Origin of the sequence: Lysobacter sp. OAE881, assembly GCF_040546665.1 — a bacterium.
GTDB lineage: Bacteria > Pseudomonadota > Gammaproteobacteria > Xanthomonadales > Xanthomonadaceae > Lysobacter_J > Lysobacter_J soli.
This window is the reverse complement of sequence record NZ_JBEPOG010000001.1, coordinates 1,192,081-1,214,447: the sequence shown is the minus strand read 5'-3', so window position 1 is coordinate 1,214,447 and position 22,367 is coordinate 1,192,081. Positions and strand designations below refer to the sequence as shown.

23 protein-coding genes and 2 pseudogenes are annotated in these 22,367 nt (G+C 69.1%); 13 read left to right on the top strand and 12 right to left on the bottom strand.

Annotated features, from left to right (window positions below):
- Positions 1-52 precede the first annotated feature (52 nt).
- The 3 genes from ABIE51_RS05645 to ABIE51_RS05635 are packed head-to-tail and all read right to left on the bottom strand — an operon-like array spanning position 53 to position 2,194.
- On the bottom strand, positions 53-322 hold the full coding sequence (locus ABIE51_RS05645) for an acylphosphatase (protein WP_192632530.1): 270 nt from the start codon (positions 320-322) through the stop codon (positions 53-55).
- Positions 319-927: a TlpA disulfide reductase family protein gene (locus ABIE51_RS05640; RefSeq protein ID WP_192632529.1), complete on the bottom strand. Its 609-nt coding sequence runs from the start codon at positions 925-927 to the stop codon at positions 319-321. The genes ABIE51_RS05645 and ABIE51_RS05640 overlap by 4 nt, the downstream gene beginning before the upstream one ends.
- A 1-nt stretch (position 928) precedes the next feature.
- Complete coding sequence (locus ABIE51_RS05635) at positions 929-2,194, bottom strand: YihY family inner membrane protein (RefSeq protein WP_157029530.1); 1,266 nt, start codon at positions 2,192-2,194, stop codon at positions 929-931.
- Between the two features lie 184 nt (positions 2,195-2,378).
- Between ABIE51_RS05635 and wrbA the strand changes: the two genes are divergently transcribed.
- Genes wrbA through ABIE51_RS05620 form a run of 3 tightly spaced genes read left to right on the top strand, consistent with a single transcriptional unit; the run spans position 2,379 to position 3,831 of the window.
- A complete protein-coding gene (wrbA, locus tag ABIE51_RS05630; protein ID WP_115843937.1) occupies positions 2,379-2,972 on the top strand; it encodes an NAD(P)H:quinone oxidoreductase in 594 nt (197 codons plus the stop codon).
- Positions 2,969-3,301 (top strand): DUF2069 domain-containing protein, encoded by a 333-nt coding sequence (locus ABIE51_RS05625; protein WP_253336461.1) that lies wholly within the window; start codon positions 2,969-2,971, stop codon positions 3,299-3,301. The genes wrbA and ABIE51_RS05625 overlap by 4 nt, the downstream gene beginning before the upstream one ends.
- A gap of 41 nt (positions 3,302-3,342) precedes the next feature.
- Positions 3,343-3,831 (top strand): asparaginase domain-containing protein, encoded by a 489-nt coding sequence (locus ABIE51_RS05620; RefSeq protein WP_115843941.1) that lies wholly within the window; start codon positions 3,343-3,345, stop codon positions 3,829-3,831.
- A gap of 108 nt (positions 3,832-3,939) precedes the next feature.
- Here ABIE51_RS05620 and ABIE51_RS05615 read toward each other — a convergent pair whose 3' ends face one another.
- From ABIE51_RS05615 to sufT, 5 genes and pseudogenes are all read right to left on the bottom strand, one after another.
- The gene (locus ABIE51_RS05615; protein WP_502913325.1) at positions 3,940-4,317 is read right to left on the bottom strand and encodes a proprotein convertase P-domain-containing protein; all 378 of its coding nucleotides are present in this window, start codon (positions 4,315-4,317) and stop codon (positions 3,940-3,942) included.
- Positions 4,303-5,551: pseudogene (locus tag ABIE51_RS05610) on the bottom strand (M12 family metallo-peptidase); the annotation flags it as partial. The gene ABIE51_RS05615 and the pseudogene ABIE51_RS05610, both read right to left, overlap by 15 nt.
- Before the next feature lie 205 nt (positions 5,552-5,756).
- Positions 5,757-5,948, bottom strand: a complete 192-nt coding sequence (locus ABIE51_RS05605; protein WP_232338580.1) for a proprotein convertase P-domain-containing protein — start codon at positions 5,946-5,948, stop codon at positions 5,757-5,759.
- Between the two features lie 171 nt (positions 5,949-6,119).
- A pseudogene (locus ABIE51_RS05600) lies at positions 6,120-7,856 on the bottom strand (S8 family peptidase); the annotation flags it as partial.
- Positions 7,857-8,363: 507 nt separating this feature from the next.
- On the bottom strand, positions 8,364-8,921 hold the full coding sequence (sufT, locus tag ABIE51_RS05595; RefSeq protein ID WP_115843945.1) for a putative Fe-S cluster assembly protein SufT: 558 nt from the start codon (positions 8,919-8,921) through the stop codon (positions 8,364-8,366).
- 177 nt (positions 8,922-9,098) lie between these two features.
- Between sufT and ABIE51_RS05590 the strand changes: the two genes are divergently transcribed.
- Positions 9,099-9,518 carry a hypothetical protein gene (locus tag ABIE51_RS05590; RefSeq protein WP_192632527.1) on the top strand — a complete coding sequence of 140 codons (420 nt, stop codon included), beginning with the start codon at positions 9,099-9,101 and terminating at the stop codon, positions 9,516-9,518.
- Between the two features lie 124 nt (positions 9,519-9,642).
- Here the strand turns inward: ABIE51_RS05590 and pdxR are convergent, their stop codons facing one another.
- Positions 9,643-11,088, bottom strand: coding sequence for a MocR-like pyridoxine biosynthesis transcription factor PdxR (pdxR, locus tag ABIE51_RS05585; RefSeq protein WP_192632526.1), 1,446 nt, complete (start codon positions 11,086-11,088; stop codon positions 9,643-9,645).
- A gap of 122 nt (positions 11,089-11,210) precedes the next feature.
- Between pdxR and ABIE51_RS05580 the strand changes: the two genes are divergently transcribed.
- From ABIE51_RS05580 to ABIE51_RS05565, 4 genes are all read left to right on the top strand, one after another.
- Positions 11,211-11,726, top strand: coding sequence for a hypothetical protein (locus ABIE51_RS05580; RefSeq protein WP_147298660.1), 516 nt, complete (start codon positions 11,211-11,213; stop codon positions 11,724-11,726).
- 285 nt (positions 11,727-12,011) lie between these two features.
- Complete coding sequence (locus ABIE51_RS05575; protein WP_192632525.1) at positions 12,012-12,851, top strand: helix-turn-helix transcriptional regulator; 840 nt, start codon at positions 12,012-12,014, stop codon at positions 12,849-12,851.
- Positions 12,839-13,360 (top strand): hypothetical protein, encoded by a 522-nt coding sequence (locus tag ABIE51_RS05570; RefSeq protein ID WP_192632524.1) that lies wholly within the window; start codon positions 12,839-12,841, stop codon positions 13,358-13,360. Before ABIE51_RS05575 ends, ABIE51_RS05570 begins: the two co-directional genes overlap by 13 nt.
- Positions 13,361-13,457: 97 nt before the next feature.
- Positions 13,458-13,940: a hypothetical protein gene (locus ABIE51_RS05565; protein WP_192632523.1), complete on the top strand. Its 483-nt coding sequence runs from the start codon at positions 13,458-13,460 to the stop codon at positions 13,938-13,940.
- Between the two features lie 254 nt (positions 13,941-14,194).
- Here the strand turns inward: ABIE51_RS05565 and ABIE51_RS05560 are convergent, their stop codons facing one another.
- Both ABIE51_RS05560 and ABIE51_RS05555 read right to left on the bottom strand, forming a co-directional pair.
- Complete coding sequence (locus ABIE51_RS05560) at positions 14,195-15,586, bottom strand: NAD(P)(+) transhydrogenase (Re/Si-specific) subunit beta (RefSeq protein ID WP_192632522.1); 1,392 nt, start codon at positions 15,584-15,586, stop codon at positions 14,195-14,197.
- Positions 15,583-15,894 (bottom strand): NAD(P) transhydrogenase subunit alpha part 2, encoded by a 312-nt coding sequence (locus tag ABIE51_RS05555; protein ID WP_192632521.1) that lies wholly within the window; start codon positions 15,892-15,894, stop codon positions 15,583-15,585. Before ABIE51_RS05555 ends, ABIE51_RS05560 begins: the two co-directional genes overlap by 4 nt.
- Before the next feature lie 130 nt (positions 15,895-16,024).
- On the opposite strand from ABIE51_RS05555, the gene ABIE51_RS05550 reads away from it, so the two are divergent.
- From ABIE51_RS05550 to ABIE51_RS05530, 5 genes are all read left to right on the top strand, one after another.
- Positions 16,025-16,381, top strand: a complete 357-nt coding sequence (locus tag ABIE51_RS05550; protein ID WP_354503612.1) for a hypothetical protein — start codon at positions 16,025-16,027, stop codon at positions 16,379-16,381.
- A 126-nt stretch (positions 16,382-16,507) separates the two neighbouring features.
- Positions 16,508-17,023: an RNA polymerase sigma factor gene (locus ABIE51_RS05545; protein WP_232338579.1), complete on the top strand. Its 516-nt coding sequence runs from the start codon at positions 16,508-16,510 to the stop codon at positions 17,021-17,023.
- 19 nt (positions 17,024-17,042) lie between these two features.
- Entirely contained in the window at positions 17,043-17,435 is a 393-nt protein-coding gene (locus ABIE51_RS05540) for a hypothetical protein (RefSeq protein WP_192632520.1), read from the top strand.
- Position 17,436: 1 nt separating this feature from the next.
- A complete protein-coding gene (locus ABIE51_RS05535) occupies positions 17,437-17,898 on the top strand; it encodes a DUF3106 domain-containing protein (protein ID WP_192632519.1) in 462 nt (153 codons plus the stop codon).
- Positions 17,899-18,047: 149 nt separating this feature from the next.
- Positions 18,048-19,190: an NAD(P) transhydrogenase subunit alpha gene (locus ABIE51_RS05530; protein ID WP_192632518.1), complete on the top strand. Its 1,143-nt coding sequence runs from the start codon at positions 18,048-18,050 to the stop codon at positions 19,188-19,190.
- A gap of 843 nt (positions 19,191-20,033) precedes the next feature.
- On the opposite strand, the gene ABIE51_RS05525 is transcribed toward ABIE51_RS05530, so the two are convergent.
- Positions 20,034-22,280 carry a DUF1631 family protein gene (locus tag ABIE51_RS05525; RefSeq protein WP_354503609.1) on the bottom strand — a complete coding sequence of 749 codons (2,247 nt, stop codon included), beginning with the start codon at positions 22,278-22,280 and terminating at the stop codon, positions 20,034-20,036.
- Positions 22,281-22,367 lie beyond the last annotated feature (87 nt).

Below are 22,367 nucleotides of genomic sequence, written 5' to 3'. Positions count from 1 at the left end.
GTCAGTGTCCGGCAGGTTCGGTGAAACCGGGCCTCACAAAACCGAACCGGGCTCAGCCGGTGACGAAGCCCTCGCCTGCTTCGTCGTCGCGCGCCGGCATGCGTTGCAGGTCGTCCACGCGCGCCATCGGCGGGCCTTCGCGCAGCCAGGCGGCGAGTTCATCGATCGCCGCGCCATCGCCGGCGGCGAGCACTTCGACGCGGCCATCGGGCAGGTTCTTCGCGAAACCGCGCAGCCCCAGCGCCTGCGCGCGATCGCGGGCGGACGCGCGGAAGAACACGCCCTGCACCTTGCCGCTCACGACGAAGCGCGCGGCGCTCATGACTGGCCGGCCGCCTGCGGGCCGCCTGCTTTCGCGATCGCCGCTTCGATGTCCTTCGCGGTGACCGGGCCGAGGAACTTGTCGGCGACGCGGCCATCGGGCGCGATCAGGTAGGTCATCGGCAAGCCGCGCGGCGTGGCGAAATCGGCCGGCGGATTGAACGTGTCGACGACCGCGATCGGATACACCACCGGGTGCAGCTTGAGGAACACCTTCATGTCGTCGGCGCTGATGTCCTCGTACGCGAGGCCGAGCACCTCGACGTGTTCGCGCATCGCATCCAGCGCCGAGAGCTCGGGCATTTCCTTGAGGCACGGCTTGCACCACGTCGCCCAGAAGTTCACCACGACCCACTTGCCGCGGCGCGTTGCGAGGTCGTACTGCTTGCCGTCGACGGTGGCGATGACGAGCTTGGGCACCTCCACGCCGCCTTCGCTGAGCGGATGATCGGCCGTCTGCGGCAGCGTCAGGGCGCCGGTATCGGACGGGGTCTGCGGCGCGGCGAGGTCGGTGTCGGCGGGTTTGTCCTTCTGGCAGCCGGCCAGCAGCGCGGCCGAGACGACGGCAGCGGCAAGAAAGGAACGCGGGTTCGCGCGGCTGTGCATGTCAGACCTCGTCGGATTGGATGGATGACGCGCGCCGCTTGAGCAGCTCGCGCAGGGGAAGGCGCAGTTCGTCGAGCGCGGCGATCGCGGAGCGTCCCAGCGCATCGTCGCGGCACGGCAGCACCGCCTCGGTCACCGGGATGCGCAGCTGGCAGGCTTCGTACAACTCGGCCAGCGAGAGTTCGTCCAGGTTGCGCGTGAGCAGCCACTCGCCGGTTTCGGCGCGGCGCACGACGTTGATGGTGTTCAGTTGCGCGAGCATCTGCTGCACCAGCGCATCGGTGAGCATCGGCTCCATTTCCTCGATCTCGTCGCTGTGCAGGCCGCGCCCCTGCTTGCGGCTGTCGTTGAAGCGCGCGAGCAGGCGCAGCAGGCCGTAGATCTCGAAGCCCAGCGGCAGGCGCATGCCGACCGGCTGGTAGCGGAACTCCGACATCGACGAGGCCAGCGACGCGCCAAGCAGGATCGCGACCCAGCTCAGGTAGATCCACAGCAGGAAGATCGGCACGAAGGCGAGCGTGCCGTAGATCTTCGAATACGAATTGAAGTTGCCCAGGTACAGGCCGATGCCCCACTTCACGATCTCGAACAACACCGCCGCCAGCGCCGCACCGGCGAACGCGTGGCGCCAGTGGATCGTGCGATGCGGCACGACGCGGTAGATCGCCGCGAACGCCAGCCACTCCAGCGTCATCGGCGACAGCCGCAGCATCAGCGTCTGCAGCGTGCGGCCGGCGTCGGTCTCGAACATCGACATCGCAAAGAACTTCGCCGACAGCGCCAGGCTCGCGGCGGCCATCAGCGCGCCCAGCGTCAGCACCGTCCAGTAGACGAGGAAGCGCCCGATGCGCGGCCGCGCGGACTCCACGCGCCAGATGCGGTTGAACGCCGACTCCACGCCGTTGAGCGTGATCAGCAGCGATACCACCAGCGCGATCACGCCGGCTGCCGTGAGCTGGCCGGCATTGGCCGAGAACTGCTTCAGATAGGCCTCGACCGACCGCGCCGCGCTCGGCACGAAGTTCGAGAAGATGTAATCGCTCAGCCGGTCGCTCCACTCGCCGAACACCGGGAACGCCGACAGCACGCCGAAGACCACCATCGACAGCGGCACCAGCGCGAACACCGTCGTGTAGGCCAGCGCGCCGGCGGCCTGGAACAGGTTGTCCTCGAGGAAGCGGCGCGCGAGGAAACGGAAGAACGTGCCCACGCGGGCGCGGTCGCGCGCGCGTTCGCTCCAGCGATACAGGGAATCCAGTGGCTCCATTCGGCGGAGGGTAACCGATGGGACTGCGCTGCGGAGTCAGCGTCCAGCCCCTCTTCCATTGGAAAGGGGGTGGGGTGAGGGGCGACGAAGAGACGGCATCGACGTCCCCATGCGCTCGCAACGCTCTGGTTTCCACACCGCTCCCCGCTCCCTCTATCCTTCCCGTCACGATTAGGAGGACGCAATGCCCGAGATCCTGGTGCTCTATTACAGCCGCGGCGGTTCGGTGGCGCGGTTGGCGCGGCAGATCGCGCGCGGCATCGGCGAGGTCGACGGCATGTCCGCGCGCATCCGCACCGTGCCCCCGGTGTCGGCGGTGACCCAGTCGGCCGCGCCGCCGGTGCCCGAAGACGGCGCGCCCTACGTCGAGCCGCGCGACCTGGTCGAATGCGCCGGCCTGGCGCTGGGCAGCCCGACGCGCTTCGGCAACATGGCCGCGCCGGTGAAGTACTGGCTCGATGGCCTGGTCGGCGAATGGACCAGCGGCACGCTGGTCGGCAAGCCCGCGGCGGTGTTCACCTCCACCGCGACGATGCATGGCGGCCAGGAATCCACGCTGCTGACGATGATGGTCCCGCTGCTGCACCACGGCTGCGTGCTGATGGGCATTCCCTACACCGAGCCGGCGCTGAGCACCACGCGCAGCGGCGGCACGCCCTATGGCGCGTCGCACGTGGCCGGCAATTCCGACGATCCGCAACCCACCGACGAGGAAGCGCAGCTCGCACGCGCGCTCGGTCGCCGGCTGGCGACGCTGGTCGCGAAGGTGTCGTCGTGAACGCCCGCCACGTGCTGGTGATCGGGCTGCTCGCGCTGGCGGCGCTGTTCATCGCCTGGTTCGGGCCACACCCCTCGCCCGTCGCCGAACTGCTGGTCTTCGCCTTCCCGCCGCTGGCGCTGGCGATGGGCGTGCTGCGCCGCAGGCGGACGGCGCCGTTCTGGGCCGGCGTGCTGGGGCTGGCGTGGTTCAGCCATGGCGTGATGGTCGCCTGGTCGCGCCCCGCCGAACGCGGCTTCGCGCTGGCCGAAGTCCTGCTGGCGCTGGTGGTCATCTTCGCCGCGAGCCTGCCCGGGCTGCGGGCGCGGTTCGCGAAGAAGAAGGCGTAGCGCCTGTACAATTGCGCGCAATCCACAGCGCGCGCACTTCGATGGACCAGCTCTGCATCGTCACCACCGGCGGCACGATCGACAAGATCTACTTCGACGACAAGTCGGACTACCAGATCGGCGAGCCGCAGATCGGCGGCATCCTGCGCGAGCTGGGCGTGGCGTTCCGCTTCAACGTGATCCCGATCCTGCGCAAGGATTCGCTGCATATCACCGCCGAGGATCGCGAGCTCATCCGCGCGACCATCGCCGCCCAGCCGGCCAAGCACGTGCTGCTGACGCACGGCACCGACACGATGGTCGAAACCGCGAAGGTGCTGTCGAGCCTCACCGACAAGACCATCGTGCTGACCGGCGCGTTGAGCCCGGCGCGCTTCCGCGGCTCGGATGCCGAGTTCAACGTCGGCTGCGCCGTCGGCGCGGTGCAGTCGCTGCCGCCGGGCGTGTACATCGCCATGAACGGCCGCATCTGGGACCCGACCAAGGTCCGCAAGAATGTCGAAGCGAACCGCTTCGAACCGAACGCCTGATCGTCCGATCGCCCGACAAGAAAAGCCCCGGCGGTTGCCGGGGCTGAATGCCGCGCGGAGATCGCGGCCGGGAGGATGGCGTGTGCAGGCGCGCTTTGAGCGTCTTCCTCAGAACGTGATCGACCAGTTGTTGATGTAGCCGGTGTCGCCGGCCGCGTTGTCGTTCACGCGCAGCTTCCACGTACCGTTGAGCGCCTCGCTCGACAGGTTCTTCGAATACGAGCCGGTGAGGTTGTCGGCGCTGCCGCCGGTGCGGTTGTGGATGTTGTAGAGCGTGCCGTCCGGCGCGACGAGGTCCACCTTCAGGTCGCCCCGATACGTGTGGACGATGTTGACGTTGATCGACGAGGTCGCCGACGCGTTGCCGGTGCGGCCGGACACGGTGATCGGGCTGTCGACGGTGGCGTTGTCGCTGATCGTGTAGTCGGCGGCATTGCTGTAGGTCTGCGTGCCGCCACCGGTGCTGCCGCCACGGAACGCGGCGATGGTCGCCTTGGTGTTCACCAGCACGCGCTGGTTGTGGCTGGTAGCCGCCGTGCCCATCGCGACGCCACCGTAGGTGACGTCGGGATTCGACCAGTAGTTCAGGCGCGGGCAGCCCGCCGGTGCAGTCGTAGGCCATGATCGTGCGCCAGGCGTTGTTCGGCGCGCGATAGCCGTGGCCGTACGCGTACGGCGACGTGCTCGGATCGGTTGCCGGATCGTGGCGGGCCGACTGCAGGTGGCCGACTTCATGCGCGAAGGAGTAATAGCCCGTCGCGCAATCCCAGTACGCGGTGGCGAACGCCGTCGTCGCGGTTGAACCAATGCCCGACGCGAGGCCGCACGCGGAACCGTCGTTGCCGATCAGCACGGCAACGTCCGCACCGGTGCTGTCGCGCAATGCGTGGATGTTGTCCATGTAGCCGTCCGACGTGCCGCGGAAACGCGACAGGTCGGTGCTCATGCCCACTTCGCTGTAGGTCACGGCGGTATAGCCGGCCAGTTCCATGTTGATGCCGACGTTGGAGTTCACGTAGCCCTGGTTCGATTCGGCCACGGCCAGCTGCGCGAGTGCCTGCATGTCGCCGCCGTAGGCGGACACCGCGGCGTTCGTCGCGACGACGAGCACGCGGATGGTCGCGGTGGCGCCGGGATCGATGGCGAGCGCGCCGACCATGCCCGACGGCGCGGCCATGTTGATCTGCGGCAGGTCGCGGAACGCGGCCGGGTGATCCGGCGGCATCGCGCGTTCGTTGACTTCGATCACCGCGTGGTTGCCGTCGGGCAGCGGGCGGATGCGGTACAGCTGGCCGTTCACGCGCACGTTGCCGGTGACGCCCTGCCCGTGGCGGACGAGGATCACCGAGTTGTTCTCGTCATGGCGCACTTCGCGCGCGGTCATGTTGCGGGCCTGGCTGGTCTCGCGCACGTGGCCGATCCAGGTGAGGCTGCCGTCGGGATTGGCCGTGGCTTTCTCGAGCACGGCGGTGACGTTCTTCAGGCCGAGGTCCAGGCCGATCTCGCTGTTCTGCGCGGCGACGGCATTCGGATCGGCACGCAGCGCGCGCACCGACGTGGACGCCGGTCGCGCGGCGAGCGCGCCGGCGGCGCGCGCCGATTCGGCCTGCACCTGCGCGGGGCCGAGGAACAGCGGTTGGGCGGCGAAGGCCGCGCCGGATACGAGGAAGGCGCCGGCGGCGATCGCCAGCCGTGCGCGAAGCGAAGCGTTGCGGTTCATGGATGCGTTCTCCTGCTGGGATGGGATGTCCTTTCCCGCGGCGCTTCCAAGGCTTCGCTCGAGTGCGGGCGTCGACGCTACGCCGACCCTCACCCCAACCCCTCTCCCGGAGGGAGAGGGGTTCAAGCAAACCAACAAGCGCTGCGGCAGAGAGACCGCTCCCGGAATTCCGGGAGCGGGTGTCGCACTGGCATCTATCGGTCGATCAGAACGTCACCGACCAGCTGTTGATGTAGCCGGTGTCGCCGGCCGCGTTGTCGTTCACGCGCAGCTTCCACGTGCCGTTGAGCGGCTCGGTGGACAGGTTGAACGTCACCGTCTTGTTGACGTTGTCCGCGCTGCCGCCGCTGCGGTTGTGCACGTTGTAGAGGCTGCCGTCCGGCGCGACGAGGTCCACCTTCAGGTCGCCCTGGTAGGTGTGCACGATGGCGACGGTCACCGACGCGTTGGTCGGCGCGTTGCCGGTGCGGCCGGAGACCGTGATCGGGCTGTCGACCGTGGCGTTGTCGCTGATCGTGTAGTCCGTGGCGTTGCTGTAGGTCTGCGTGCCGCCGCCACCGCCGGCGGTGTAGCTGCCGGTGAGGCTCAGGCCGGAGAACGTCGAGTAGCCGCGCACCAGCACGTGGTACGTGCCGGCCTGGGCCGTGGCGATGTTGCAGGTCTCGGCGTTGGTGCTGCCTTCGGACTTGCAGTCGTAGCTGGTCGTGGTCGGTGCGCTGCCGAACTTCACGAACAGGTCCGCATCGCCGCTGCCGCCGGAGGTGACGAACTTCAGCCCGGTGGCGCCGGCCGGCACGGCCAGCGTGTAGCGAAGTTCGGTACCCGCACTGCCCGACAGCCCGGTCACCGGCGTGCCGTTGGTGAGCGTGCCGGTCGGCGGCGGCGTGGTGCCGTTGGCGGCATCGACCACGGCCTTCGCGTTGAGGATGCCCGGACCGATCGACTGCGACGGCGTGGACGGGAACGGGGTGACGTTCGCCTTGATGATCGACTCCACCTGCGCCGGCGTCTTCGGCGTCGTCGCCGCGGCCTGCAGCAGCGCGACCACGCCCGCGACATGCGGCGTCGCCATCGAGGTGCCGTTGTAGGACGCGTAGGTTTCCGCGCCCGGCGTCGTCGAACCGCTGTTGAGCGTGGACAGGATGTTCGAGCCGGGCGCTGCGATGTCGATCAGCGAGCCGTAGTTGGAGAAGCTCGAACGCGCACCGGTGCTGGTGATCGACGCCACCGCGATGACGTTGTTGCAGTTCGCCGGCGAGGCATTGGACACGTTGGTGTTGTCGTTGCCGGCGGCGATCACCAGCGTGGTGCCGCGCGAGACGGCGCCGTTGATCGCGGTCTGCGTGGTGGTGCCGCAGGCACCGCTGCCGCCGAGGCTGAGGTTGATGACCTCGGCCGGGTTCGCGTTCGCCGGGACGCCGCTGACGGTGCCGCCGGAGGCCCAGATGATGGCGTCGGCGATGTCGGAGTCGTAACCGCCGCAGGTGCCCAGCACGCGCACCGGCACGATCTTCGCGCCGTATGCCACGCCGGCCACGCCCTTGGCGTTGTTGGTCACCGCGGCGATCGTGCCCGCCACGTGCGTGCCGTGCCAGCTCGACGGTTGCGCGGCGTGCGAGCCGCCGCACTGGTTCGCGCTGACCCAGTCGCCCGGATCGCTCGGGTCGCTGTCGCGGCCGTTGCCGTCGTTGGAGACGGTGGTGTCGATGATGAAGTCGTAGCCCGGCAGCACGTTCGCCGACAGGTCGCTGTGGCTGGTGATGCCGGTATCGAGCACGGCGACGACGGAGCCCGCGCCGTTGGTCACGTCCCAGGCCTGGTTGGCCTTGATGCCGTAGGTGCCCGAATAGCCCCACTGCTCGGAATAGCGCGTGTCGTTGGGCGTGAGGTACGGCTTGTTGAGCTTGTCGACCTCGACGTATTCGACGTTGGGGTCCGCGGCGATCTGGCGCATCAGGCTTTCGGCCTCGACGCGGTCCAGCTTGCGGTCGGCACGCACGACGTCGGCGCCGGTGGCGATGCGTCGGACGTGGCGCACGCCCAGCGCCTTGCCGGCACCGGCGGTGCGGGCGGCGGAGCTGAGGGCGCTCTGCAGCGTGGAGACGTTGGCGCGTTCGGCGCTGCCGTCCTTGTACTTCACGATGAAGCGGTCGCTCCCGGCCTGGGCATCCAGCCCGGACAGGTTGACGCGGGCCTGCTGCGCAAGCGCCGGCGCCGCCAGCGCGGACGACAGGGCGATGGCGGTGGCGATCGAAAGCGCGTGCGCGCGGAGACCACGGTTACGACGACGGTCATTCGAAGACATCTGGTGGAACCCCCGAAGTTGGACTGCGTGATGGAAGGCCCGCCTACCGGCGCGCGAGCGCGCCGTGCGGCCGGCCTTGTGTACGGGCGCCGCATCGAGGCGGTCGACCGTTCTTCCAGCTGACACCCCCGGTGCCGCAGAGACTGCGACAGCCCGGCATCACGCAATCCGGGGTCTCGGCGGTTTCCCGCCCCCTGTTCCGCGACCCTGCCTGCGCAGTTGCCGGGACTTCACCCTTCTCCGGCCCGGTACCGGATGGGGTCCGCCCCCGGCCGGAACCGGAGGGCGTTTCAACACAACGCGACATGTACCCGACGCCCCACCGTTCATCGAAGCAACTGTTAACGCAAAGTCGCCAACTGCGGACGGCGTCACTGTTCAGCGGTCGGGATGTGAAGATTGCGCCCGGTGGACATCACAAACGCGAACGCCCCGCGGTGCGGGGCGCTCTGCGTTGCAGCATGACGGCGGCGTGAAGGCAGGCCGTCGAACGGATCGGGAATCGGGCTAGAACATGCCGGTTTCGAGCCGCGCCGCCTCGGACATCATCGTCCGATTCCACGGCGGGTCGAACACCAGGTCGACGTCGGCTTCGGCGACGGTCGGGATCATCTCCAGCTTGTCGCGCACGTCGGCGACGAGGATGTCGCCCATGCCGCAGGCCGGCGCGGTCAGCGTCATGCGCACTTCGACGCGGCGCTGGCCGGGGTTTTCCGGATGCGGAAGGATGCGCGCCTCGTACACCAGGCCCAGGTCCACGACGTTGATCGGGATTTCCGGATCGAAGCAGGTGCGCAGCTGGCGCCACACCATCTGCTCGACGGCCTCGTCGTCGGCGCCTTCGGGCAGCTCAAGCGGTTCAGGTGGTTCCTTGCCGATGGCGTCGGCATCGCGCCCGGCCACGCGGAACAGGTTGCCTTCGACAAAGACGGTGTAGCTGCCGCCCAGGCCCTGCGTGATGTAACCAACGCTGCCGGCCGGCAGGGTCACCTGCTCGCCCTGGGGCACCATGACAACGGCGCAATCGCGCTCGAATCGGACGGGTTCGCTGCTGCGGGAATACATGCCGGGAAGATTGGGGTGCGCGGTGGCGGCACAAGAGCGCGCATTCTACCGGCAGCACCCGCGCCACGACCGCCCGCCAGCGCGACGCAGCGTGCCGGATGCGGTTTCCGTCGGTTCCTGCCGTGCGCTGCGGGCTTGCCGGCTATGCTGTGCGGCCTCCCGCCGCCAGAGCGTTCGATGACCGCAGTTGCCCCGCCCGCCCGCCGCGCCACCTGGTTCTCGTGGCTGCTGTTGCTGCTGGGCGCTTTCGGTTTCGCGGCGGTCTGGGTCCTCGCGAGCCTCTACACGGGCCGCCAGCTCGGCTGGATGGCGGTGCTCGGCGCGCTCGACATCGCCTGGATGCTGCGCCTGGGCGGCTGGCAGCGCGGGTGGGGACGCATGCTCGCCGGCGTCGGCGCGACGGCCGCCATCGTGATCGCCTCGAACTGGTTCATCACCGCCACGCAGCTGGGCGGGATGCTCGGACTGGATCCGTGGGACTCGGCAATGCGCCTGGGCTGGCACCACGCCTGGATCCTGGTGACGCTGGCGAACCACGCGATGGACGCGGTGTGGATCGCGGTGGGGCTGCTCGTCGCGGCCTGGCTGTCGCGCTGAGGCCTCCATTCTTGCGACCAGAGGATCAGCCCTTCTCCCGCGTGCGGGAGAAGGTGCCCGGTAGGGCGGATGAGGGCAGCTTCCGGCCCTCACCCCAACCCCTCTCCCGCAAGCGGGAGAGGGGCTAGTTCACGGCATCGAACTCGTCCAGGCACGTCTCGAACACGGCCACGGCCTGCTCGATCTCCGCCACCGACAGCCCGCAGTAGCCCAACAAGAGGCCGGCGCGGTCGGGCGGCGCGAGGTAGTACGGCGCGATCGGATACAGCCCCAGGCCCAGGCTGCGCGCGCGGGCGATGAAGGCTTCGCCGTCGGCCGCGGTGCGATCGGTCAGCCACACGACCAGATGCATGCCCGCATGCGAATCGTTGATCGTCAGCCGCCCTCGGCTGCAGCGATGCAGCCCGTCGAGCAGCGCGTCGCGCCGTTCCTTCAGCGTCTTCCACGCGCGGCGCAGGTGGCGTTCGAAACCGCCGTCCACGATGAATCGCGCCAGCGCTGCCTGTTCGATGCCGCAGGAACCGAAATCGTCCTGCCACTTGGCGTTGACGTAATCGCCGCGCAGGCCCGCCGGCACCACGAGGTAGGCCAGCCGCAGCGACGGAAACATCGCCTTGGAGAACGTGCCGACGTAGATGACGCGGTCGGCATCGTCCAGCGATCGCAGCGCGGCGAGCGGGCGCGCGTCGTAGCGGAACTCGCCGTCGTAATCGTCCTCGAGGATCCAGCTGCCGTTCTGTCGCGCGTAGTCGAGCAACTGCAGCCGGCGAGGCAGCGAGAGCACGGCGCCGGTCGGGAACTGGTGCGATGGCGTCACGCAGATCAGCTTGGGCGGCGTGGACGGCAGCTCGTCGACCTTCAGGCCGTGTTCGTCGACGTCGAGCGTGCTCACCTTCGCGCCGTGGATCTGCAGCGCCTCGCGCATCGCCGAGTAGTGCGGCTCCTCCAGCAACACCTCGTCGTTCTGGTCGAGCAGCACGCGCGCGGTCAGCGCGACGGCCTGCTGCGTGCCGGCGACGATTACCACGTCCTGCGGTTCGGCCTGGATGCCGCGCCGCCGGGCGAGGTAGTCGCATACGGCCTCGCGCAGAGCGGGCACGCCCTGGGAGGCGGGATAGTTCGTCGAGGTGTACGCGGCCGCATGCGCGAGTTCGCGCGCCCACGCGCTCGTGAGCGCGGGGTTGGTCAGGGGCACGCCGTACTGGAAGGCGTAGCGCACGCCGGGAATCGCGCGGCCCGGAATGCGCAGGTGGTCGTGCACGATGCGCGCGCGTCGGGCGAACTGCGACTGCGCCGGCAGCGGTGAATCCACCGCGTGGAGCGGTCGGGCATCCTGCAGCGGCGGCGTCACGTAGCTGCCGGAACCGACGCGGCCATCGACGAAGCCTTCCGCCCGCAGCTGTTCGTACGCGGCGAGCACGGTGTTGCGCGACAGGCCGAGTTCGCGCGCGAGCTGGCGCGTTGCCGGCAAACGCGCGCCCTCGCTGACGCGCCCGGCGAAGACGGCGCTCTTCAGCGCCCGCGTCAGTTGTGCGTGGAGCGGGCCGCGGCCGTCGAGCTGCAGGTGCATGGCGGACTCTCCGGATGAATGTGGCGTCGGTCGAATGGCCCCATTCAACCCCCCTGAATTGGCCCTTGCCAGTGCCACTTGCGCGCGGCCTCATAGGGCCATTCGCCCGCCGGAGTGCGTCGATGAAAGCCAGTGCCCGCCCGTTCGCCCCGTCCCGCGTCCGCGCGGCGTCCTCGCGTCCGGCCCTGTGGGCCTGGATTGCCCTGGGCGGCCTGGCTGTCGGCAGCGCGGACATGCTGTTCGCGATGGCCTGGTGGGCGCAGTCCGACACCCCGCCGGCGCGCATCCTGCAGTCGGTCTGGGCATGGATCGTCGGCCGCGAGGCGGCTTTCGGCGGCGGAGCCGCGACCGCCTTCGCCGGTGCGGCGCTCTACTTCGTGCTGATGTCGGCGATCGTTGCGATCTACCACGCCGCCGCGCGCGAGCACCGCGTGCTGCGCGAACGCCCGATCCTGCTCGGCGCCCTGTATGGCGCGGCGTGGTTCGTGCTGCTTCACCTGATCGTCGTGCCGCTGTTCTCGGCGGCACCGCCCAAGCGCTTCATCCCCGATTGGTACCTCGCCTGCCTGCTGGCGCACATGGTGCTGATCGGCATTCCCGCCGCGTGGATGTCGCGCCGCTGGTACGGGATGCGCTAAAGCGCCTCGCAACGCGATGCGTTTGTATCCCGGATAAGCGAAGCGCATCCGGGTTCGCCTGCTGCTTGCGGATACCTCTTCCCGGGTGCAGCCCTCGGCCTTACCCGAGCTAAAGAGCGCGACACGAGCTGGATCCACGCATTCACCGGCTGCGGGGCCGGCGGCTTCGTTATGCGTCGACCGCGCGAATGGCTCCTTCGCCCCGTGGTGGATTGGTTCTCCAAACGCATCGCACGCGCGACTAGCGTGGAGCCAATGGCGCGATGCGCCGACCGGAATGACGACATGACGCTGCATCGCTACGTCCCGCCGTTCTCGCTTCCGCCGCATGGCGATGCGCTCACCGCCGATAGCTGGCATGTCATCGCCGGACGCGGTGCGGCCACGCTGCAACTTCCGGCGCATTGGCCGTCGCTGTGGCTTCCGATGCGCGGTCGACTTTCGATGCAGGCGCAGGACGCGCACTGGACGCTTTTCGGCGGCGAAGGCCAGCTGTGGCGCGCGGGCGCGCTGAACGTGCAGGCCTCGCACGAATCGCGCTGGCTCGCGCTCGTCGCCGCGCCGACCGTGTGGAACGCCGCGTTCGCCAGCTCGGCCCACGACGAAGAGCCGCTGCCGTGGCGCGGCAATCCGGGCGACGGCATGCACGAGGCAACGGAAGCCCTCGCGCGCGACGACGATGCGCTCGCGCTGCTGGTCTCCGCGTTGATCGCCCGCCAGCGCGACGTCGCCGCATGCCTGCCGCGCTGTCGCGGACGCACGCTCGCGCATCGCCGCCAGGCGCTGCTGCGCTTGCTCAATCTTCGGCACCTCATGCAGTGCCATGTCGAAGCCGACGATGACGCGAGCATCGACGTGCCGTGGCTCGCCTCGCGCGCGCATTACTCGCCGGGCCACCTGATCCGGCTGCATCGCGCGGTGTTCGGCGAAACGCCGAGCGATTACTTCACGCGGCTTCGCCAAGCACGCGCGTGGGAGCTGGTGCGCGAAACCGACATGCCGGTGGCGACGATCACGCACCGGCTCGGCTTCGAAAGCCAGAGCGCGTTCTGCCGCGCGTTCAAGCACGCCTTCGGCATGACCGCGACGCAGGCGCGCCGGGAGGCCGACGCATGCGCGGCATGACGGCACGCGCGCTCGCGTGGGGCGTGCTGGGCGGGCTGCTCGCCGGGACGCTCGACATCCTCTACGCCACCAGCTTCTGGGCACTGCGCGACGTGCCGGCGCAGCGCATCTTCCAGAGCATCGCCGCGGGCGCGCTGGGACGTGCGGCCTTCACCGGCGGCTGGCCGACGGCGATGCTCGGACTGTCGCTGCATTACCTGATCGCCGCCGCGATGGGCGTGGCGTACGCGTTCGCCGCGCGCGACGTCCCACCGCTGCGCGATCGCCCGTGGCGTTACGGCGCGCTGTACGGCCTGGTGCTGTACGCCTTCATGAATTTCGTCGTCGTGCCGCTTTCGGCATCGCCGCGCGGCGGTGCGCTGCCGATGTCGTGGACGGTGTGCAGCGTGATCGCGCACGTCGTGCTCGTGGGCTGGCCATGCGCGTGGTTCGCGCGCCGCGGCTGGGATGGCCGCTGGCGATCGTCGCGAACATCGCCTTCGCCGGTATTCGCCGGGCCGGCGATCTGACGCACCCAATCGCGCTCCACCTTCGCTCGCGCGCCCGCAGGGAGCACGCGCGGCGCCGCACTGCGCGCTGCGGCCCGCACACGCATGGAGTTTCGACATGAACGTTGTGAAGCCTGCCCTGCTCGTCCTCGCCGTTTCGCTTGTGCTCGCCACCACGCCGGTTCTCGCCGGCGGCGATGGATGCAAGAAGATCCACGCCGACCTCGACGAGATCCAGTCGTCCCAAGGCTGCAATCCCGGTCTGACCAGCTGCTTCCTCGGCGAGGTCGACGGCAACCACGGCCTGCGCGGCACCACGCATTTCGCCGCCGACAGCGCGGTGTCGACGAGCCCGTCGACCTCGCCGAACTTCCTCATCTACAGCGGCCCGTTCGAATACCGCACCGGCCGCGGCAACATCACGGCTCGCGAAACCGGCGTGACCACCCGCGGCAGCGAAGGCGTGGTGACGGCGTACCAGCAGATCGTGTCGGGCACCGGCGACTTCGCCGGCGCGACGGGCCATTTCTTCGTCAGCGGGCACAAGACCGGCGGAACGGTGGAGACGTTCGTCAACGGGGAGATCTGCGGGGCGCGGTGACGCGTTGCGCTGCGGGTGCCGATACGTACATGGCGAGCGGGAGCGTTTGCTCCTGCTCGTCATTCCCGCGAAGGCGGGAATCCAGGGACGTTACATGTTTTGCCGACGGCATTCGGCTTCCGGCGCGCGCGTTCGTGCTTTCGACGCTCACCGGTGAAGCGTGAAAAGTCCATGGATGTTCGGCTTCGCCGAAGTGGAGCGCGAGCCCGCCTTCGCGGGAATGACGAGCGAAGGATCGCCGCCCGTCCTGCACCTCAGTGCCCGCCCCCATCCAGCGCCTTCAACTCGCTCACCAGCGCGCTGGCCATTTCCGCGCCGTCGCCGTAGAGCATGCGCGTGTTGTCCTGGTAGAACAGCGCGTTCTCGATGCCCGCGAAACCCGTGCCCTTGCCGCGCTTGATCACGATGGTGTTCTTCGAATTGGCGACGTCCAGGATCGGCATGCCGTAGATCGGTGAGGCCGGATCGGTCTTGGCCACCGGGTTCACCACGTCGTTCGCGCCGATCACCAGCGACACGTCGGTATTGGGGAACTCGGGGTTGATGTCGTCCATGTCGGCGATGAGGTCGTACGGCACGCCGGCTTCGGCGAGCAGCACGTTCATGTGGCCCGGCATGCGGCCGGCGACGGGATGGATGGCGAACTTCACCTTCACCCCGCGCTCCATCAGCTTCTGCGTGAGTTCCCAGATCTTGTGCTGCGCCTGCGCCACGGCCATGCCGTAGCCGGGCACGATCACCACGCGCTCGGCGTAGGCCATCATCGCGGCGACGTCGCCGGCTTCGATGGGCTTCTGCGAACCGCTGATGTCCTGTGCCTGCCCGCCACCGCCGAAGCTGCCGAACAGCACGTTGCGGATCGGACGGTTCATCGCCTTGGCCATCAGCTGCGTGAGCAGCGTACCGGCCGCGCCGACCATGGTGCCGGCGATGATGAGCGCCTCGTTGCCCAGCACGTAGCCTTCGAACGCCACCGCGAGGCCGGTGAGCGCGTTGTAGAGCGAGATCACCACCGGCATGTCGGCGCCGCCGATGGGCAACGTCATCAGCACGCCCAGCGCGAGCGCGAGGACGAAGAAACCGATGATCGCCGGCACACTCAGCGACTGCACGACGATGCCGCCGAGCACGAGCATCGCGACGAACACCGCGAGGTTGAACAGCTGCTGCCCCGGGAACACCACGCGCTTGTCGAGCCGTCCGTCGAGCTTGGCCCACGCGATGATCGAACCCGACAGCGAGATCGCGCCGATCGCCGCGCCGATGACGGCCAGCACCAGTGCCGTCCTCGACGGCGCCTGACCGAGCGCGGAAAACCGCAGCAGCTCGACCGCGCCGATCGCCGCCGCCGAGCCGCCGCCCATGCCGTTGTAGAGCGCGACCATCTGCGGCATGTCCGTGATGGCGACCTTCTTGCCGGAGATCCACGCGGCCGCCGTGCCGATCACCAGCGCGGTCACGATCAGCGGCAGGTTGTGCAGCCCCGGCAGCAGGAAGGTGGCGACGGTGGCGATCACCATGCCCAGCCCCGCCCACCGGATGCCGCTGCGCGCGGTCACCGGCGACGCCATGCGCTGCAGGCCCAGCAGGAAGAGCGTGGCGGCGACGAAGTAGCTGGCGGACGCGACCCAGGCGAGCGCGCTCATGCCTTGTCCCCGGACGTGCCGGCCGGCTTCCGGCTGGTCTTGAACATGTCGAGCATCCGCTCGGTGACGACGTAACCGCCAGCCGCGTTGCCGGCGCCCAGCAGTACCGCGACGAAGCCGATGACCTTCTCCAGCGTGGTGTCGGCGTGCCCGAGCACCACCATCGCGCCGATCAGCACGATGCCGTGGATGAAGTTGGAACCCGACATCAGCGGCGTGTGCAGGATGACCGGCACGCGCGAGATGATCACGTGGCCGGCGATGGCCGCCAGCATGAAGATGTACAAAGCCACGAACCCGTCGCCCATCGATCATCCCCATCGAGTTGTCTTCCGCATCATAACCGGCGGATGAATGCGGCGCCAGTCGTGTCAACCGGGCCGGATCCGGGGCGTTTCCCCCTCCGCAAGGCCCGACCGGGCCCACCGGAGGAAACCCATGAACCACGCATTGCGCAGTCGTGTGCTGATGGCGGTATTGGGCGTGTGCGCGCTGGGCGCCGTGTCGGCGGCTAGCGCCGGGGACTTCGGCGATCGCGCCGATCGCCGGTTCGACCGGCATGGCGATCGCATCGACGCGCGCCTGGACCGAAAGGGCGACCGCATCGACCATCGCCTCGATCTGCGCGCCGATCGCCAGGCCGCACTCGGGCACGGGAACAACGCCGTGCGCCTGGACCGCAAGGGCGACCGGATCGATCAACGCCTGGACCGCCGCGGTGACCTGGCCGACGCGCGATGGGATCGTCGCGGCGATCGCGTCGAGCGCCGCTGGGACCGTTGGCACGGCCATTGACGCCGACCCCGTATGCTCCGACGCGTGAATCGCGAGATCGAAGACGACCTGCCGCCGCTGTCGGCGGCCGACGCGCACGCCCGTGGCGCCGCCGAAGCCGTTTCGTCCGAAGACGAAGCGGCCCCGGTGCGGCTGCCCGCGTCGCTGGAGGAATTCCTCGCCGGCATCGGCACGCGGGCGTTCCGCTTCGCCGAACTCGGCCTGCGCAATCGCGATGACGCGCTCGATGCGGTGCAGGACGCGATGATGAAGATGCTCGCCTACCGCGAGCGCCCGGCGGCGGAATGGACGCCGCTGTTCTGGAGCATCCTGCGCAGCCGCATCATCGACGTGCAGCGTCGCCGCACGTTCCGCCTGCGCTGGCTGATGCCGGCGCCGGAGCGCGAGGAAAGTGCGATCGACTGGGCCGACGACGCGCCCGATCCCTCGCGTGCGCATGAGGGCCGCGAGGCCTACGGCAAGCTCGCCGATGCGTTGGCGACCTTGCCGGCCCGGCAGCGCGAGGCGTTCACGCTGCGCGTGCTGGAAGAACTCGACGTCGCCACGACCGCGCGGGCGATGGGTTGCAGCGAAGGCGCGGTGAAGACCCATCTGTCGCGTGCGCGCGAAGCGCTGCAGCGGCAATTGGAGGATTGGCGATGACATCCCGCGAGACGACACGATGAACACTTCCGACGACCGCTTCGACAACGCCATGCGCGACCTGCACGCGCAGGCGGTCTCGCAGGTGTCTTCCGCGACGCGCGCACGCCTGCGCGTGGCGCGCCACGCGGCCGCGCGCCCGACGGGCGAACGCGAGCCGCGACGCGGCTTCACCTGGGTACTGGGCAGCGGCCTGGCGGCGGTGTTCGCCGTCGCGATCGGCCTGCAGTTGCGTCCGGCGCAGGCACCCACGCCCACGGCATCGGCGCCGCCGCTGGTGGCGACGACCGGCACGCCGGCCAATGCCACGTCCTTCGACGCCGACACGGCCCTCGCCGCGCTCGACGAGAACCCCGATCTCTACCTCTGGCTGGCGTCGAACGACGACGCCGTACCTTCCCTGGAGCCGTGACATGCGCAACGCCCTGACTTCCCTCGCCTTCGCACTGCTGATCGCCAGCGCGCCGGTGCTCGCGGCCGATCCGCCGACCACTCCCGCCAAGCCGCTGCCGGCGTGGGAACAGCTGACGCCGGCGCAGCGCGAGACGTTGATGGCGCCGATCCGCGACCGCTGGAACACGCAGCCCGACGAACGCGCGCGCATGCTCGAACGCGCCCAGCGCTGGCAACAGATGACGCCCGAGCAGCGCAAGCGCGCGCGCCACGGCATGCAGCGCTGGGAAAGCATGAGCCCCGAGCAGCGTGAGCAGACGCGTGCGCTGTTCGCGAAGATGCGCACGCTCGACGACGCGCAGCGTCGGGACCTCAAGGCGAAGTGGCGCGCGATGTCCCCCGAGGAACGCAAGGCGTGGGTGCAGGCCAACCCCGCCCCGGCCGACATGCCGCCCGGCCCGCCGCCGCGCGATCGCGATTGATCCGGCCGCGCTGCCTTCCGAACCGATGTCATCCCGGCGAAAGCCGGGACCCAGGCCCGCACCGCCTGCGATCCATCTGACAGCCCAGCCTTCCCCGCCCCGCCGGGCCTTCCGCTACGATGCGGAAACAACCGGGACGGGGAGCAGCGATGGCGGGCATCACCATTGGCGTGGCAAGCGAAACCGCAAGCGGCGAGCGCCGCGTCGCGCTGACGCCCGAAACCTGCAAGAAACTTGTCGGCCGCGGCGCGAAGGTGCGCGTGCAGCGCGGCGCAGGCCGGCAGGCCGCCTTTACCGATGATGCATACGCCGATGCGGGCGCAGAACTCGTCGACGATGCCGATACCGCACTGCGGGATGTCGACCTGGTGCTGTGCGTGCAGCCGCCGTCATCGGCGACGTTGATGGGCCTGCGCGATGGCGCCGCACTCGTCGGCCTGCTCGCGCCGCAAGCCGATGCCGCGCGGGGCGAAGCGATCAACGCACGCCACCTGCTCGCCTTTCCGCTCGAACGCCTCCCGCGCACGACGCGCGCGCAGGCGATGGACGTGCTCAGTTCGCAGGCCGGCATGGCCGGTTACAAGGCGGTGCTGATCGCCGCGCAGCTCGCGCCGCGTTTCTTCCCGATGCTCACCACCGCGGCGGGCACGATCCGGCCGTCGAAGGTGCTGATCGTCGGTGCGGGCGTCGCCGGCTTGCAGGCGATCGCCACCGCCAAGCGCCTTGGCGCGCAGGTCGAAGGCTTCGACGTGCGCCCGGAAACGCGCGAGCAGATCGAATCGCTGGGTGGCCGCTTCCTGGATCTCGGCGTCAGCGCGGCGGGCGAAGGCGGCTACGCGCGCGCGCTCACCGACGAGGAGCGCGCCGAACAGCAGCGTCGCCTGGCCGAACACCTCAAGAACGTCGACGTCATCGTCTGCACCGCCGCGGTCCCGGGCCGCCCGGCGCCGAAGATCATCACCGCCGCGATGGTCGCCGGCATGCGTCCGGGGAGCGTGATCGTCGACCTCGCCGCCGAAACCGGCGGCAACTGCGAACTCACCCGTCCCGGCGAAACCGTCGACAGCGGCGGCGTCACCATCGCAGGTCCGCTCAACCTCGCCAGCATGGGCGCCGTGCACGCCAGCGAAATGTATGCACGCAACGTCCTCAATTTCGTAAGCCTGTTCGTCACCGAAGAGGCATCGCGCGAAGGACGGCTTGCCTTCGATTGGGACGACGAATTGCTGGCGAAAACGGTATGGCCGGAGCGGGTCGTAGCACCGGTGGCGGCTGCGGCTGCGGCTACGTAGGAGCGCTGCGTCGAACCGTCGCGTTCGGCGCCGAATCGAAACATCACCGATCTGGCGGCGCCGCCTAGACCGAGGTGCGTCGCTGTTCTTGCTGCTTCGCCGACTCGCTATCTCGCTGTTTCGCTGCCGTTGTTGCTGTTGCTGTTGCTGTTGCTGTTGCTGTCGAACAGCCTGTTCGTTGCGAGCCCCGAAGGGCGCCGCACAGGATGTGCGGCGGTGAGCGCTGAGCCATGGATGGCGAATCGCGAACGCGCCCTTTTTGCTTTCCGGTCGTAGGACTGGGTTGGACTTGTACGCACTTTCTTTGGGTTACTTTTCTTTGTGCGAGCAAAGAAAAGTGACCCGAGCGCCGCAGGCGATCGGAAGCTTGCTGGTGATTCTTCTTTGCTTTGCCTGACTACCGAGAAAGCGTGGTAAGCCCATGGATGGTGCCGCCATTCGGCGGCCCACAAACGGCCCGCCTTCGCGGTAATGAGCAACGGCAACGGCAAAATGGATTCCAGCTTTCGCTGGAGTGACGGTGACGTGGTTCGCCGTCCTCGGAGTGCCCATTCGCTACGGGCCTGGATCCCGGCTTTCGCCGGGATGACGGTGAAGTGGTTCACCGCCGTCGGAGTGCCCGACGTTACGGGCCTGGGTCCCGGCTTTCGCCGGGATTACGGTGATGTGGCTCACCGCTGCCGGAGTGCCCGGCCGTACGGCCTGGGTCCCGGCCTTCGCCGGGATGACGGTAGTGCGGCTCACCGCGATGGAGTGCCCATTCTCGACGGGCTTGGGTCGGCGTTCGCCGGAAGACGATGACGGCGATCGGCCGAGCAAACCGCTCGCCGGAAGCCGGCGAACTCAGCGCGTCGCCGACGCCCTGTCCAGATGGCGCTTCACCTGTCGCATCGCCTCGTCGAACGCCGTGCGCTCCGCGCCGATCGTAAGGCGACCGGCACCGGCCAGTGCGGCCAGTTCCTCGGCCGAGGCGACCAGCACGCGCAGGCCGCGGCGGTTCACCAGCAGGTAGCGTGAGGTGAGCGGGCTCAGCCAGGCGACCTTCACCGCCGTGCTCTCGCCTTCGACGTTGGTCAGGCGCAACCAGTCGCCCACTTCCAGCGTGCTCATGCGCTCGGCCAGCAACGGGTCGTGGCGCACGCCGTCGGCATCACCGACCAGCCACAGGCGACGCTCGGCTTCGCCCGCGTCGTCCTCGGGCATGGACTCCGGCGATACCGGCACGTGGCGGCGCGGCGTATCCGGCGTCGCCAGTGCGCGCACCAGGCCGGCCATGCCGTGCTGGGCGGCGCTGTCGTCGAGGCCGGAGCTGGCCAGGCAATCGATGATCGCCGGCTGCAGCGCGAGCAACTGGTCGGCCAGTTCGCGGCCGCGGCCCTCGCCGGCGAGGCGGTCGGCCATCACCAGCGCGTCGCCGAGCGCGATGGCCTCGGCGTGGCGGCGCTGGTCGGAGTTCTCGCGCAACAACGTCTGCACGACGTGGTGGCGCCACGGCATGGCAAGGAAATCCGCCACCGCCTGCGTCAGGGTCGACTCGGCCTGCGCGCGCGCAGCGCCAAGGCGCTCACGGCCGTAGGTGGCCTTGGCGGCGCGCTGTTCCTGCAGCTCGAAGCGGCGGCGCTGCTGCGCCAGCACGGCATCGAGTTCGGCGTGCGCCAGTTCGAATACCGCGAGGTCTTCGTTGTAGTCGGCGACGATACGCTGCGAAATCTCGGTGGCGCGGTCGAGCAGCTCGCGATCCTGCGGCGTTTCGCCGTCGTTGCCCTCGCAGGCCTCGGTGATCGCGTCGAGCAGCCGGCGCGCGGGGTGTTCGCGCTTCACGAACACGGCGTTGTCGGTCAGCGCGACCTTCACGTACGGCAGCACCAGGCGCGCATACAGGCGGCGCGCACGGTCCTGCAGCGCGTTGTGGCGGAACAGCGAGTCGAAGAGCATCGCGACCAGGTCGATCGCATCTTCCTCTTCCGGACTGAAGCAGGCCTGGTCGGGGTTGAGGCCGAGGCGGCGCGCGCCGTCCTGCAGATGGTCGCGGATGGTTTCGCCCAGGCGACCGGTCACGGCCAGCGCGCGTGCGAACGCGTCCGGCGGCTCGGCCTGGAGGAGCGATGCGACGTTGAGGATTTCGTCCACGCGCATCTCGCGACGCTGCATGACGGGACGCTCGGGCGCGTGGCCGCCGCCGGTGGCGACGTCGCCGCGCGAGATCGAATCGCGCCACGCGTGCAGCTGGCTGCGCAGCTGCGCGAGTTCCTGCGCCATCGCGGCAATGTCCTGCTGCGACATCGGCGGGCCGGACGAGCGGCCGGTCGGCTCGCCGACCATGCCCGGGCCGGCGCCGTAACCGCCACCGCCCGCGCCGAAACCGTCCTGCGCACCGTAACCGCCGTAGCCACCGGCGGGCGCGCCAGCATCGCCACCGCGACGCAACTCTTCCGGCGGACGCGGCGCGACCGGCGCGCCGTAACCCGAGCTGCCCAGCAGCGCGTTGACGCGCGCATACAGATCGCCGAGCAGGCGGATCAGCTCGGTCTCGTAATGGCGGAACAGGCGACCGCGCAGCGTGTCGGGCACCTGCGCGTCCTGCAGCGTCTGCGAGAACGCCGTGACCAGGCGCTCCGGACCGATCGGGTTCAGCCCGGCCGGCACGCGCAGGGATTCGGAGAGCGCCTGCAGGCGGCTCTGCAACGTATCCAGCGGACGGGCGAAACGGGCGACCAGCGATTCGTTGAGCCGGCCGCTGGCCAGTTCGTATTCCAGTTGCTGTTCGTCGAGCAGCCGCAGCGTGACGTCGCCGCCGCTGCGGATGCGCAGGGCGCGGAAATCGTCGAAGGCCTGCGCGATCTGCTGGCGGTACTTCATGACGTGCGATGCCTGGTGCTGGCGCAGCACCCACAACGCCGCCTGTTCCTCGTAATGATTGGACTTGCCGTCGCCCTTGAGCGAGGCGACCTTCAGGGCATCTTCCACCGGGCCATACAGCGTGCCCGGCAGGCCGCCGAGGACCTCCAGGGACAAACGCTTGATCTCCTCGAGCACGCGCAAGGGATCGGTACGCGTGGCTTGAGCGACGCCGTGCGGGTAGCCGGACACTTCGATGTCCCCTGTTACATGAAGCGGAACGTGGGCCGAATCTGCCGATTCCCGGCAGTTCCCCGGCGCATAGTGGCAAGATACGAC